Below are 13,741 nucleotides of genomic sequence, written 5' to 3'. Positions count from 1 at the left end.
GATTTTTCCCGTGTTTGTCTCAGAACTTCGCGAAAAGTTTCCTGTACGTGCAGTGAGAGATGGGCCCGTAGACCAGGAGGAAAGGCAGGGCCCCAGACGTGAACAGGAAAAGGCTTCCCGTCACTCCGAGTCCTGCGGCGATGCGGTGGCAGAGGAGTCCCGCCAGGGCCGCCGGCAGCAGGCTGCACGCGATCACCTGCAGGATCCCGGCACCCCGCTGCCCCACGAGCTCGAGACCCTCTTTTTTTATGCCCCACATGATCACGAGCATGACCACAACCTCCGATGCCAGAGTGCTGACTGCCGCACCGGTAGCCCCCATCGCGGGGATCAGGAAAATGTTCAGCGACATGTCCACCACGGCGCCGGCTGCCGCGGCGAGGAGCACCTGCTTTTCCCGGCCGAGGGGTATCAATACCTCCATCCCGAGGATCTGGCTCAGCCCGATCGGGATAAGAGTGAACATGATAACCGTCATCGGGACGACCGCCGGCTCGAAGTCGCGGCCCGCCAGCAGCAGGATGGAATCTTCCGCAAACATGACAAAGAGTGCCGCCGCCCCGACGGAAAAGATTAGGCACGCAGTCACCGCCCGGGCGATGGTCCGATGAAACTCCCGGGTCTCCCCGGTCTCCGCCAGGTAGCTGATCCGCGGCATGAGCACCGAGACCCCTGCGATCATCAGGTTCACCAGCCCCAGCTTTATCTTCACGGCGGTCCCGTAGTAGCCCGCCTCGGCGTCCCCACGCATGGAACCCAGCATCAGCATGTCCAGATTGGTGTATACGGTGGTCATGGCGGTGAGCAGGAAGAAGTGCAGGGCGGGCGTCAGGTGGCGCAAGATTTCGCCAGGCCCTGTGATCCGGAGGTCGATGTGTTTTTTGAGGAAAAAGAGGTTATACACGGATGCGGCGGCTGCGGGCACCATGGTCAGTGCGCCGTAGATGAGGTAGTCGCCGGGCGTCCTGGTCAGAATGAGGATGGCTGCCGCAGAGGCCAGCTTGAAAAACACGGCTCTCCCGGTGAGGAACGGGTATTCCTCAAGCCCCTGGAAGAGCCAGTCGGTGTTGATGCCGTTAAGAAGGACCCCCAGCCCCATAAGGATGAGGAGGCCCCGCTGTGGCCGTAGCTGGGGAAGGGCGAATGCTGCCAGTATGAGCAGAACGAAGGACCCTGCGGAAAAAAGCACCTGCAGGCCCAGGATGGAGCTCGCTGCGGCAGAAAGTTCTGTGCGGTCGTCCCTGACTCTGGCGCATGCTCTGATCCCGTAGACAGGGATACCCATCTGGGCCAGGAGCATAAAAACCGATATCACCGACGATGCAAAGTACACCCGGCCCGTCCCTGCGGGGTGGAGCACCCGGCTCACGTAAGGCAGGACGATCAGCGGGTTCACCGCACCTGAAAGGGTGACCAGCACGTTCATGATCATGTTTTTTCTGATCGACTTATTCTTTTTCTGACGTGTTTTTCTTTGCAAAATAGACGACCTGCCCCGGATGGGTGATCCGGTTCTTTATCTTGAACGACGCGGACATAACGAGAAAACCCAGTGGCCCCGCCAGCCTTCCGGCTCTGGCGATCCGGGATCTCTGTGTCACCTGGAAAAGCTCCGGGCTTTTCATCTTGATAGCCCGTTCCCATTTCCTGAGGGTGCTGCGGCTCCGCAGTGGATGCGGCGAGAGGAGTCCGGCCAGCCAGGCCAGCCTTGCCATCGAGCTCACGAGGAGCTCCGCCGCCTCGCGGCGGCCGCCGGTAAGACTCGCGCGGGATGCATCCTCGCTGCAGGATGCGTTGATTACCCCGGCGCGTGAACGCTCTTTTTCCTTTTCCGTGAACATGTAAAAGACCCGGTCGCACACCCTCATTATATCCCGGAACCGAGCGCCCAGGACCGCCTGGCTCATGCTCTGGCCCGGCCTGTCGGTCCTGTATACCGTCACCGGGCGGTCAAGGCGGCACAGAGTCCGGGCGCTCAGGAGCACAGCCATCACCAGCTCGTTGTCTACGTAAAGGCAGTGGTGCAGGAAGTCGGGGTGTGCGTCCAAGAGCAAGTCCCTTCTGCAGGTGATCTCGAAAATGGAGAGGCCCCTGCTCAGGCCGGCCGCCTCAAGAGACACAGGCACGGAAGACAGCCCTGGATGATTTTCGACTTTTTGGTACACGCCGCCGCAGTCACTGCGCCCGGATATCCAGGTGAAAAACGGAGTGACGATCAGGTCGGGGGATCCGCCAGTGTTCCTCAGCTCCTGGATCCTGTCCAGCAGGCTTTCAAGCCCACGGGGATCCACCTTGTCGTCCCCGTCGACCACCTTGAAATAGAGGCCCCGGCCGCGGGCCAGGGCGTTTTCCAGGGAGGAGCCGTAGCCATTGTTCTCCTGGGAGATGAGGCGGAAGGTGCCGGGGTGCTTTTCCACGAAACCCCGTGCGATCTGCGGTGTGTCATCGCCGGAGCCGTCGTCAGTGACTATGACCTCCAGCTTTTCCATGTAATACGCGTTCAGGCACATGGAGGAGAGGGTCTCCCCCAGGGTGGGCGCGGCGTTGCAGGCAGCTACGGAAATGGTGAGGAGTTTCTCCATCACTCGAGGGTGAAGGTGATCTTCACCTTCTGCTTATCGTCTGGCGCATTGTCCTTGTCCAGTTTCATCTTCACCTTGCCGGAGTCGATGTCGTTGAAGGCGTAGGAGGCGTTGGAGGTTATTCCCGCCCAGCAACTGTTCAGGCAGAGGATGCAGCCGGAGCCGGCCTTGTCGATGTTTTCCTTGTTCCCGGAAAATCTGATGTCAGTGTCAGGGTGCTTCCCGCCGTTGGTCACGAGGATGTCGCCCAGCTCCACCGGCTCCTCCTGGCCCTTCCAGGTCAGGGTGACATTTACCTTCTGGCCGTCGGTGTACTCGCCGTCCTTCAACTCCTTGTCCGTGGTGTTCCAAGGGGTGCCGCCGACCTTCACAAGCGCCTCGTGGAATTTCTCAGGAGTGCAGCCGGTCACGAACATTGAGTGGCTGGCCATCTTGCCGTCGTTGAAGACCACGCAGTGCATCGTGTCCTTGTCTGTGAATTTCCCCTGGGTGGTGGCGGTTATGGTGACGGACTTCGCGTTCTCGTCCGTTTGTATCTTCGACAGGCTCTTGTCCGTGGTCTGCTTCGAGCCGCACCCCGCCAGGGCTACCGTCATGATCACGGCTGCGGCCAGGACCGCAGTGATCTTGGTGAATTTCCTGAGTCTTTCAGCTTTCATAAAAATCGTCCTTTCATCTCAAATCGCTGTATCTTCCATTGTCAACGTTGCCGCCGCATGTTTACGCCGATCGCCGCCCGTCACTGATCGTCCCCGAGCCACCTGAAAAAAGCCACATCCGGATCCACGTCTCCCCGCACTCCTATGCGCGGGAGGCTGAACAGGGAGTCGCTCCGCCTGACGCCCCGCTGCTGGCTGTACAGAAACGCCATTCTGTACCCGCTTTTTCTGGCCGCCTTCTCGAAGCCCTCCGTCCTGTAACCGTAAGGGTAGGCGATGACGTCTACACCTTTTCCAAGCACCTTCTCCTGCCTGCGAAAATCCCTCAGGATCCCCGGATACTCCGTGCGGTATATCACGGCGTTCCGGTTGGAATCGTGGTGGAGCCCGTAGGAATGCGACTGGAACTCCAGCTCCGGGCAGGTGCGGCGCAGCTCCCGGATGGTGTCCCGGCTCACGTAGGCCATGGGGTCCTCAGTGTCCTGGTGTTCCGTGACCATGTTGCCGATGACGAACATCGTGCCCTTGATGTGGTACTTCTCCATGATGGGAAGGGCGTAGCGGATCACGCTGTAATACCCGTCGTCGAAGGTGATGGCCACGGTCTTCTTTGGAAGGTCCAGCCTCCCCTGATGCCAGCGGTAAAGCTCGTCTATGGACACCGTGCGGTAGCCGTGGCAGTGGAGCCAGCGCATCTCTTTCTCGAAGTCGCTCGTTTTGGTCCAGAGGTCCTTCTCCCTGGAAAAAGAAGCGTACTCCTCATCGGGGCATATCCGGTGATATGTAAAAACAGGGATCTCCCGGGCGTAGGGGTCCCGGGCGACACTGTATCTGTAGACGGCAGCAGGGATGATTGCCGCCACCAGAGCCAGAATCAGGAATGTTTTCAGTTTCTCCCGGTACAAATGCTCACCGCCCTTCCAAGTGTTACTCTTGGATTATACACAGGGGCGAAAAATGCGGCAAACGCTGGAGTGCTTGAATTTTGTGGAAAGTGGGCTTTTTGCAAAGTGAAGAGCCGCATATAAAATCCGCAGATAATGAATGATCGTGCTATCGGGAGCATCTATTATACTTCCGGCAGCTGCACTGGCTGCAGCAGTGGCTACACTGGTGATCCTGCTGGTCTGGAGGACCGGACAGAGAAACAGGAAGAAGACCGAGAAATAAGATGCTGAAACTAAGAAAGGGGGCAAATCCTGAATCGGCCCATGCCCGAAGTAAGATTTTGTGCTCCAGCGGTGATCCGCTGGAGCTTTTTTGATAGCAGAAAACTTATCAACAGTGCTTCTTCAGGACTATTCAACTGTCAATGTTCAACTTGTTATTGCAATTGGGAAAAAAACAATTGTAAATAAGGACAAAGATGATATTCTAAGTAAAAAATAAGAGCAAAAAATTTATTTAAAAAACTCGATAGCTGGCATAACTAACAAAAGTGTTATTTAGAGGTGAGCCATGGAAAATAGAGCAGGGATATTCATTTCCCAACCATTAGGGTATAAAACGTTCAAACCAAAGCCGTTGCCGCCAGACCCGCCAATTTTTTACGATAGCGAGATGATAGATCTGCTTTCACGTGCGGACAGGATGCTTGGCAGACTTGATGGAGTAACAGAAACATTGCCGGATCCGGAATTGTTCGTTGCGATGTACGTTCAGAAGGAAGCTGTCCTTAGTTCACAGATAGAAGGGACGCAAGCATCATTGGTGGACGTTTTTGATGGTGACCAGTCCAGGGAGAAAAAAGAGGATATAGGAGATATTGTAAACTATGTCGGTGCAATGAATTATGGATTGGAGAGGCTTAAAGAGTTTCCGTTATCTTTGCGCCTTCTGAGGGAGATACATCGTGTCTTATTATTTAGCGGCAGAGGTAGTAAAAGGAGTCCTGGGGAATTCCGCACGAGTCAAAATTGGATAGGTGCTCCAGGGTGCACATTAAATGAAGCGACCTTTGTTCCTCCAAGTGTTCCAGACATGAATGAAGCAATGGGTGCTTTAGAGTTATTCATGCATAAGGAAAGCAATTTGCCGCCATTAATAAAAATAGCGCTTATACATGCACAGTTCGAGACTATACATCCATTTCTAGATGGCAATGGCAGAATGGGAAGACTTCTCATTACGTTTTGGCTATGCCAGCAAAGGATATTATCACAGCCACTGCTGTATATTAGTTACTTTTTTAAACAAAACAGGCAGGAATATTATGATCGTCTGATGACGGTTAGGAAGACGGGAGACTGGGAACAGTGGGTCAAATTTTTCCTTAAAGGTGTAGCGGAGACATCGGAGGAGGCTATATCGACTGCAAAAGAGATATTGTCATTAAAGAAAGTATGTGAAGATATGATGGTCAAGTCTAACAACAATAACAGACGGCTTTTAAATCTTATTTTTGAATCACCTGTTATCGATAAGCAATTAGTTGCGGATAAATTGGATATTTCTCAACCAACAGCAAACAGGATAGTCGATCAATTCTGTGACCTGGGAATTCTTGTCGACCAAAAGCCCGAAAGCAAGAGATATAAAAAATATGCATTTGCAAAATATCTTGCAATATTAAGTAGAGGAACAGAAATCAATTAGGTTGAGATTCGAGTCCGACGCACTTTATACTCATGTATATATTAGTGATCTGTAGATAAGTAAAAATCGGAGCGTTCCGATTTCGGAATATAAATTGATATTTTGCCTGTTGCGTTCTAAAATCGGAATATGAGCTGATGGAGGTGAGCATCTTGGTTGAAAGAAAAGAATACCTGGATCGTCTGATCCAGTGGAAGGATGAACAGGTCATCAAGGTCGTGACAGGGATCAGACGCTGCGGAAAATCCACTTTGCTGCTGCAGTATCAGTCGTGGCTCAAGTTAAATGGTATATCTGAAAAACAGATCGTTTCTATCAATTTTGAAGAGCTGGAATATGAGGACCTTCAGGATTACCGAAAGCTGTATTCCTATCTTAAGGAGCACCTGTGTGAAGGGGAAAAGACCTATTTCTTCCTGGATGAGATCCAGAAGGTGCCATCATTTGAAAAGGTCGTAGACAGTCTGTATGTCAAACCTGACGTGGACATATACATCACCGGCTCAAACGCCTGCATGCTTTCTGGAGATCTTGCCACTTTATTGACTGGACGCTATGTGGAAATTCAGATGTTGCCCTTGTCTTTCCGGGAATTTCTGGAGATCACCGGAATGGATCCAGATCGCGGCCTCGCAGAATATATGCGTGACGGAGGGCTCCCTTATGTTGCCGTTATGGACCGTACTCCGGAGAAGGTGGATACCTATTTAGAGGGTATTTACAATACCGTGATCGTAAAGGACATCGAAGATAGACAGGCGAGGAAGGAGAGCGAGCCGGACAGGAGGAAGATAACTGATATTCTTCTGCTGAAGACGATAGCCAGATATCTGGCCAGTGTGGCCGGGAACCCGGTTTCCATACGGAGCATTACAAACTACCTGTCTTCAAACGGAAGAAAAGTTTCACCCAACACGGTCAGCGATTATGTTGAGGCCCTGACTGAATCCTTTATCTTCTACCCGGCAGAGCGCTTTGACATAGTGGGAAAACAGCTTCTGAAAGCAAACCGGAAGCTTTATATCGTAGACCTTGGCCTGCGTAACTACATCCTGCCGCGCAGCGAATACGATCTGGGATTTTCACTGGAAAACATAGTCTATTTCGAGCTCCTTCGCCGGGGCTGCCGTGTCATGATCGGAAAAGTCGGCAATACGGAAGTGGACTTCGTCGCAGAAAAGCAGGGAATTTACACGTATTTTCAGGTCACCGCAGATATGACAGCGAAGGAGACCTTCGACCGCGAGCTGAAGTCGTTGACGAATATACGGGACAACTACGAGAAGATCGTCCTGACCGGAGACCGGCTCACTGCAGGAAACTACGATGGCATCCAGGTCGTGAATCTTTCGGACTGGTTGTTGGGAAGATAAGATCACGTTGCCTTATACATGCGGCTATCTGTTGTGACACAGATGGCTGCATTTTTCGTATATCAAAAAAACCGCCGGAAGCGCACGCCTCCAGCGGTAAAAAAATCCTTTTTTTCCAGACCCGTCCCCGGGCCCGCGAAACAGCCTCTCTCGAAACTATCTCTTTGAGAACTGGGAAGCCTTACGCGCCTTCTTCAGTCCGTACTTCTTTCTCTCCTTCATACGAGGGTCTCTTGTCAGGAAGCCCGCTGCCTTCAGGGAAGGACGGTACTCGTCATTGTCGACCTCGCAGAGCGCTCTGGAGATGCCGTGTCTCAGGGCTCCGGCCTGTCCCGTTGTGCCGCCGCCGTGAACAGTGGCGATAACGTCGAATCTGCCGGCAGTGCCTGTGACGTCAAAAGGTCTCAGAACTTCCTGCCTCAGCAGCTCGGTGCCGAAGTAGTTCTCCAGGTCTCTCTTGTTGATAACGACTCTTCCTGTTCCAGGGAGAAGTCTGACTCTTGCAACAGAAGACTTTCTTCTTCCAGTTGCCTGGTACTGTGTCTTAGCCATCTATGATTCCTCCCTTCTTAGAATGTGTACTCTTCTGGATGCTGAGCTGCATGTGGGTGCTCAGGACCAGCATAGACCTTCAGCTTCTTGTACATCTGTCTGCCCAGCTTGCCCTTTGGCATCATGCCCTTTACAGCGTGGCGGATGATCTCCTCAGGCTGCTTTGCCCTCAGCTCCTTCAGTGGAGTCTCCTTGAGCCCGCCCGGATAACCGGAGTGGTGCTTGTAGATCTTGTCGGACTCCTTCTTTCCAGTCACGCACACCTTCTCGGCGTTAACAACGATAACGTAGTCACCGGTGTCAACATGAGGAGTGTAGGTCGGCTTCTTCTTTCCTCTCAGGATCATAGCAGCCTCGACTGCCAGCTTTCCCAGAGTCTTTCCCTCAGCGTCGATCACATACCACTTGCGCTCGACATCTGCAGGCTTTGCAATGTAAGATTTCATGTGTGTTCCTTTCTACCTACTCAGTTCGCTTTCCCGCTTCTCCTGGAAAAAAGGAAAGACGGACGCGCCTCGGTTTCGGCACTGCCTACTTGGATGTAATGCGAAGGTGGCAAGGCCGCCTGCCCATCGTTTTCGGCATACTAAATAATAACTTAGTGTCGGAGCTCCGGATGATACCTGCTCCAATTCGCAAACCCGCGGCACCGTGAGATGACGCCGATAAATTTACGCTGTAACATTTTATTAGCCGAGCTCCCTCAAGTCAATAGCAAATCTCATAAAACCCTTGAAAAACCTTGATAAAAGCCAATGCGGCTCATATAATTTTCTTACTTGAGTAAGGAGAATACAGAACTTGAACAGATCGGAAAAGATAAAGGGGAATATCGCGCTGCTCTTCACGGCCATAATCTGGGGCTCCGGCTTCATTGGTCAGAAGCTGGGACTGGGCTCACTGCCGCCGCTGGCACTCAACGGCTCGCGGCACCTGGTGTCCGCCCTCATACTGATACCGGTCGGGTACTGGATGATCCGCCGCAACGGCTACATAGACGAGAAGGCCGAAGGGCTCGACGAAGTTCGCAGGAGGAAAAAACTTCTTTTCCAGGGAAGCCTCATCTGCGGAACTTTCCTGGCTCTCGGGACCAACATGCAGCAGGCGGGCCTTCAGTGGATAAACGCCGGCCAGTCCGGCTTCATAACGACTTTGTACGTTATTATAGTGCCGTTTTTCGGGACGTTTCTCGGGCTGAAGATCCCGAGGAAGATCTGGGGCTGTGCGGCCGTTGCCATAGTTGGCTTCGGGCTTCTGTCGCTCAAGGGCCAGATGGGCATCTCACCGGGAGTGTGGCTCACCTTGGGATGCGCCGTGGCCTTTTCCGTGGAGATGCTGGCCATCGACCGGTTCGTCACGCCGAGGAACGCGGTGGCCCTGTCCGCCGGACAGATGCTGGTGGCGGCGGTGATCTCAATAATCCTTTCATTGATCTTCGAGGACGCCACCATGGCTCAGCTTGCCGCGGGAGCGCCGGTGATCCTGTATCTGGCGCTGGTCCCGACCACGCTGGGATACACTCTCCAGATCGTGGGGCAGGGACACACGGAGCCGACTGTAGCATCGCTGCTCCTGAGCCTGGAGTCAGTGTTTGCGGCGATCTTCGGTGCCCTGATCCTGGGGGAGACCATGTCCCTGCGGGAGATAGGGGGATGCGCTCTGATATTCGCTTCTATCGTCGTCGCGCAGCTTCCTGAAAAGGAAAGGGGAAAATGATGTCAGAAAAGACGAAAGGCAGCCTGGTCCTTCTCCTTGCCTCCGTGATCTGGGGCAGCGGATATGTGGCTGCGAAGATCGGCGCGGGCACCATGAGCTTCTTCAGCTTCAACGGGATGAGATTCCTGGTGGCCTTTCTGGTGCTCCTGCCCTTCGCGGTGAGGGACCTGCGCCGGCAGAAGTATTTCAACGTAAAAGAAAACGGCTACGAGCTGGCGCGCACTCGCCGCATCCGCATGATCACCGGGAGCCTGATCTGCGGCATCCTCCTCACCGGGGGCATCAACCTCCAGCAGGCGGGGCTCGGCCTCTGCAGCGCCGGGCGCTCAGGATTCATTACTATTCTGTATGTGATAATCGTTCCGGTCATGGGGGTCGCCGTTGGGAAAAGGCCCGGCCTCCGGCTCTGGGCCTGCGTGGCCGTTGCCATTGCCGGGTTCGCGCTGCTCAGCCTCAAGGGCGGCGGCAGCGGCATCGGCCGCGGTGACATCATCCTGCTGGCCTCGGCTGTCATATACTCTCTGCAGATAGTGGCTCTGAATCACTATGTGACCGCAAACAACGCCATGCTCCTGGCCTTCGGCCAGCTTGTGGTATGCTGCGCCATATCCCTGGCGTGCGGGGCCGTCTTCGACGGGTACACCCTGGAGGCCATCCGGGCGAGCATATTTCCCATCATCTACACGGCGGTCTTCCCGACGGCGATAGGCTTTTCCTTCCAGACATTCGGCCAGGAAAAGGTCTCTCCGACCGTTGCGTCCCTGATCATGAGCCTCGAGGGCGCATTCGCCGCGGTGTTCGGGGTGGTCATCCTGCACGAGTCCATGACTCCGAGGGAACTGGTGGGGTGCCTGCTGATCTTTGCTTCGGTGATGGTGGCGCAGCTTCCTTCGAAAGAAGAGAGAGCACAAGAAAAAGCCGCCGGACAGGCGGCTGGTCAATAGTCTTCAGATGCGGGTGAAGTCCACCGGAGAGAGATCGCGGAAGGATATCTCGTAGCCGTGGCCCGGCTCCGGGAGCCACTTCCATGTGTTGTTTCTGATCCCCGAGAAATACAATTCCATAAGCGCTGAGATCACGCCCCCGTGGCACACCAGAATGGTGTCCCTGCCCGGGGCATTTTTCATTATCCCCATCAGCTTGTCGGAGCCCTTAAGGATGCGCCTGGTGAATGTCTCGGTGCTGTCGCCTCCCGGGAAATCGAAACGGTCCGTCTCCCCGTTGAACCACCGGCGGGACGGCTCGTGCTCCATCACCTTTTCCAGGGGCGCCATCTCCAGCTCACCCATGTTGATCTCCCGCAGCTCCGGTATCGTGCCGTGGGGCTGATCCCCGAAGATCAGGCGAAAGGTCTGCTCGGTGCGCAGCATGCCAGTGGTATAGAGGCAGGCGTGGTCGGCGGACGGGTAGATGCCCTGGTCGCGCAGCTCACGTATCTCCCGGGCACCGTCTGTCGTGAGAGCCAGGTCGGTGCTGCCGTAAAAGATCTTCTGTGATGTTCCCTCGGTGTGTCCGTGGCGGATGAGGAAAAGGTCATTTTTCGTTCCTGTATTTGTGTTTGTGTTTGTCTCTGTTATTGTTCCTGTCATTATGATATCCCGTGTCGTCTTTGCCCCGGATCCACCGGGGCAAATCTATGTCCGTATTTGTCTTTCCCGGAGATTCTATCAGCGGGCGGGAGAAGAATCAAGGCAGCACCGCCGCCACAAGATCCACATGGATGTCACGGGATGACCGGAAGTGCTGTCACCCGTTAATTGGTCGTGGGTTGACAGAGGGTGACCAAACTGTTAGCCTTGTTTCCAACGACGTAAATACGAGCCGCATATGCATAACACACATATAAGAAGGAAGGGATCCGAAATGACAGGACCTGCAAGAAACAAGACCCGCGACATCTCGAAAACAGCAGTGCTCACTCAGTCCGGGCTGCTGATCGCCATCATGGCCGTATGCTCCTGGATATCCATCCCGCTGCCGGGTACGGGAGTTCCCATCAATCTGGCCACCTTCGCGGTGATACTGACCGGGCTCCTCCTGGGGAGCAGGAAGGGCGCATCGGCAACAGCTGTGTTCCTGCTGCTGGGCGCCGTCGGCATCCCGGTGTTCGCCGGCTTCACCGGAGGCCTCGGCATACTCGCCGGCCCTACGGGAGGCTACCTGATAGGATATGTTTTCCTGGCCGCATTCGCAGGACTGGCATCGCCGATCGGCCACGTACGAAGCACAAAAAGATACATTTTCGCGGTCATCGCCGGCGAGGCGGTGCTGTACCTCCTGGGAACGCTGTGGTTCATCCACCTTACGGGGACGGGCTTCACCGCGGCAATGGCGGCGTGCGTTATCCCGTTCATACCGGGAGACGTCGCGAAGATGATCCTCGCCTGGATCCTGGCCTGCCGCCTGGCAAAATTCCTGAGGACCTGATCCCATCGATATACGAACACCTCTTTTCCTATATACGAGTGACGAGTTTTCTCCACAGTAAGGCAGTATCCTTGGGACGATTCGTTAAAGCAGGCTCCTGACGATTGAGACAGGGAGTTAGGAGGTGTCATCATGAATTCCATTTTATCCAGATACCGAAGCAAGATCCTGACGGGCATCATGATATTCATGCTTTGCCTGTCGATGATAGCCACGGACACGGCGGCCATTTCCGCCAGCTCGACCGCGAGCGGTGGCGACGGAGATGGCGTCCGGATCGAGGAGCTGCACCACGCGAGCACGTCCACGGTCGATGCCTCAGAGGTCATCACTGCCACGAGCAGTTCTTCGGAAAAAAGTTCAGGCGCCGGCGGAGGGCCCGGCGGATCAGGCGGTCCGGGAAACGGGAGCCAGGGCGGCAGCGCCCCGGGCGGGGCTGACACACAGTCCTACGACTACAGCGGAAGCTATACGGGAGCCCTGACAGCAGATGGAAAGACCGTCACTAAGAAAGACACTTCGATCACCGCATCGGACAAGGACCAGAATGCGGTCCTGGCACAGAATGGTGGGACACTCAAGCTGAACCGGGTGAGGATCAAGAAGAGCGGTTCCGATGAAGACGGAGACAACTGCAATTTCTACGGCGTTAACTCCAGCGTCCTGGCAGCGGGCAGCGGCTCGAAGCTCTATATCAAAAACAGCGGCATTTACAGCACCAGCATCGGCTCCAACGGGATCTTCGCCACGGATTCCGCCAGGGTATACGTGAACAACACTAAGATAACCACCACTTCAGGCGGAAATTCCAGGGGCCTGGACGCCACCTACGGTGGCCGCATCTACGGAAACAAGCTCACCGTAAGCACTGAGGGAGACCACTCTGCGGCTCTGGCAACAGACAGAGGCGGCGGATACATTTCTGTCACGAACAGCACGCTTAAGACTCGCGGATCCGGCTCTCCTCTGATCTACTCTACGGGAGACATCGAGGTGGACAACGTCAAGGGAACGGCCTCCGGCAGCCAGATCGCCGGCATGGAGGGAAAAAACCGCATCCTCATCAAGAACTCGACTCTCACCAGCACCAACGACGCGATCTCCGGCTCGGACCCGATCAAGAACGGAGTGATCCTTTACCAGTCCACATCCGGGGACGCCGATACCTCCGCCGACGAGGCATCTGTTTTTGAAGCGTATGGTTCTACGCTCAGGACGAGCATCACCAGTGGAGCCATGTTCTACGTGACCAATACCGACGCGAAGGTGATACTCCAGAACACGAAGCTGGGCTTTGACAGCGACAACGTGTACCTTGTGAACGCCTCCGGCAACTCATCCAACAACTGGGGGACCAGCGGCAGCAACGGCGGGACCCTGTCTCTGCTGGCCAAGGACGAGACCCTGTCCGGGGACATCTACACCGACGGCATAAGCAGCGTGGATCTGTACCTGACCAAGGGCTCCAGCTGGACCGGCCAGACCGACGGAGAGGCAAACACGTCTGTTACGGTGGCAAAGGGATCCAAGTGGGTGGTCACGGGCGACTGCACCGTGTCATCCCTGAACCTGGCCTCCGGCGCAAAGCTGGTGGACGAGAATGGAAAAACTGTTTCCGTTGTCGCCAACGGTAAGACGGTAGTCAATGGGAAGAGCAGCGTCACAGTCACGGTGAGCGGTACATACAGCACCACCGCAAGTGTGCCGTCTTCGGCAAAATCAAGTGGAAAGTCCCTGAGCCGAAGCGCCTTTGACGAATACTTCGGCACATCCACCACCATGGGCGAAAATGATGGAAAGAAAAGAGGCGCGGTGGTAGAGTAGCGATATAGTGTTT

General features: G+C 54.9%; 14 protein-coding genes. 7 read left to right on the top strand and 7 right to left on the bottom strand.

The window, feature by feature from the left end:
* Positions 1–19: 19 nt before the first annotated feature.
* The 4 genes from BQ7382_RS07835 to BQ7382_RS07820 form a co-directional block, all read right to left on the bottom strand.
* Positions 20–1,432, bottom strand: a complete 1,413-nt coding sequence (locus tag BQ7382_RS07835) for a flippase (RefSeq protein WP_077391557.1) — start codon at positions 1,430–1,432, stop codon at positions 20–22.
* A 16-nt stretch (positions 1,433–1,448) separates the two neighbouring features.
* Positions 1,449–2,582 carry a glycosyltransferase family 2 protein gene (locus BQ7382_RS07830; RefSeq protein ID WP_077391556.1) on the bottom strand — a complete coding sequence of 378 codons (1,134 nt, stop codon included), beginning with the start codon at positions 2,580–2,582 and terminating at the stop codon, positions 1,449–1,451.
* The gene (locus BQ7382_RS07825) at positions 2,582–3,241 is read right to left on the bottom strand and encodes a YdjY domain-containing protein (RefSeq protein ID WP_077391555.1); all 660 of its coding nucleotides are present in this window, start codon (positions 3,239–3,241) and stop codon (positions 2,582–2,584) included. The genes BQ7382_RS07830 and BQ7382_RS07825 overlap by 1 nt, the downstream gene beginning before the upstream one ends.
* Positions 3,242–3,321: 80 nt before the next feature.
* Complete coding sequence (locus BQ7382_RS07820; RefSeq protein ID WP_077391554.1) at positions 3,322–4,146, bottom strand: polysaccharide deacetylase family protein; 825 nt, start codon at positions 4,144–4,146, stop codon at positions 3,322–3,324.
* Between the two features lie 139 nt (positions 4,147–4,285).
* Between BQ7382_RS07820 and BQ7382_RS09735 the strand changes: the two genes are divergently transcribed.
* From BQ7382_RS09735 to BQ7382_RS07810, 3 genes are all read left to right on the top strand, one after another.
* Positions 4,286–4,411, top strand: coding sequence for a hypothetical protein (locus BQ7382_RS09735; protein WP_268874719.1), 126 nt, complete (start codon positions 4,286–4,288; stop codon positions 4,409–4,411).
* A gap of 288 nt (positions 4,412–4,699) precedes the next feature.
* Positions 4,700–5,836 (top strand): Fic family protein, encoded by a 1,137-nt coding sequence (locus tag BQ7382_RS07815; RefSeq protein ID WP_077391553.1) that lies wholly within the window; start codon positions 4,700–4,702, stop codon positions 5,834–5,836.
* A gap of 152 nt (positions 5,837–5,988) precedes the next feature.
* Positions 5,989–7,209: an ATP-binding protein gene (locus tag BQ7382_RS07810; protein ID WP_235847983.1), complete on the top strand. Its 1,221-nt coding sequence runs from the start codon at positions 5,989–5,991 to the stop codon at positions 7,207–7,209.
* A 156-nt stretch (positions 7,210–7,365) separates the two neighbouring features.
* On the opposite strand, the gene rpsI is transcribed toward BQ7382_RS07810, so the two are convergent.
* Together rpsI and rplM are read right to left on the bottom strand one after the other, a co-directional pair.
* Entirely contained in the window at positions 7,366–7,761 is a 396-nt protein-coding gene (rpsI, locus tag BQ7382_RS07805) for a 30S ribosomal protein S9 (RefSeq protein ID WP_077391551.1), read from the bottom strand.
* Between the two features lie 17 nt (positions 7,762–7,778).
* Complete coding sequence (gene rplM / locus BQ7382_RS07800; protein ID WP_077391550.1) at positions 7,779–8,207, bottom strand: 50S ribosomal protein L13; 429 nt, start codon at positions 8,205–8,207, stop codon at positions 7,779–7,781.
* Between the two features lie 355 nt (positions 8,208–8,562).
* Here rplM and BQ7382_RS07795 point away from each other — a divergent pair, with 355 nt between their 5' ends.
* Positions 8,563–9,477: a DMT family transporter gene (locus BQ7382_RS07795; protein WP_077391549.1), complete on the top strand. Its 915-nt coding sequence runs from the start codon at positions 8,563–8,565 to the stop codon at positions 9,475–9,477.
* Complete coding sequence (locus tag BQ7382_RS07790; protein ID WP_159437267.1) at positions 9,477–10,421, top strand: DMT family transporter; 945 nt, start codon at positions 9,477–9,479, stop codon at positions 10,419–10,421. The genes BQ7382_RS07795 and BQ7382_RS07790 overlap by 1 nt, the downstream gene beginning before the upstream one ends.
* A gap of 3 nt (positions 10,422–10,424) precedes the next feature.
* Here the strand turns inward: BQ7382_RS07790 and BQ7382_RS07785 are convergent, their stop codons facing one another.
* A complete protein-coding gene (locus BQ7382_RS07785; RefSeq protein ID WP_077391547.1) occupies positions 10,425–11,066 on the bottom strand; it encodes a histidine phosphatase family protein in 642 nt (213 codons plus the stop codon).
* 274 nt (positions 11,067–11,340) lie between these two features.
* On the opposite strand from BQ7382_RS07785, the gene BQ7382_RS07780 reads away from it, so the two are divergent.
* Positions 11,341–11,904, top strand: coding sequence for a biotin transporter BioY (locus BQ7382_RS07780; RefSeq protein ID WP_144082114.1), 564 nt, complete (start codon positions 11,341–11,343; stop codon positions 11,902–11,904).
* Between the two features lie 132 nt (positions 11,905–12,036).
* Entirely contained in the window at positions 12,037–13,728 is a 1,692-nt protein-coding gene (locus BQ7382_RS07775; protein ID WP_144082113.1) for an autotransporter outer membrane beta-barrel domain-containing protein, read from the top strand.
* The last annotated feature ends 13 nt before the right edge of the window (positions 13,729–13,741 follow it).

This window comes from Mobilibacterium timonense, assembly GCF_900155555.1.
Classification (GTDB): domain Bacteria; phylum Bacillota; class Clostridia; order Peptostreptococcales; family Anaerovoracaceae; genus Allobaileyella; species Allobaileyella timonense.
The sequence above is the reverse complement of the archived record's forward strand: the minus strand, read 5'-3'. Positions and strand labels throughout refer to the sequence as shown.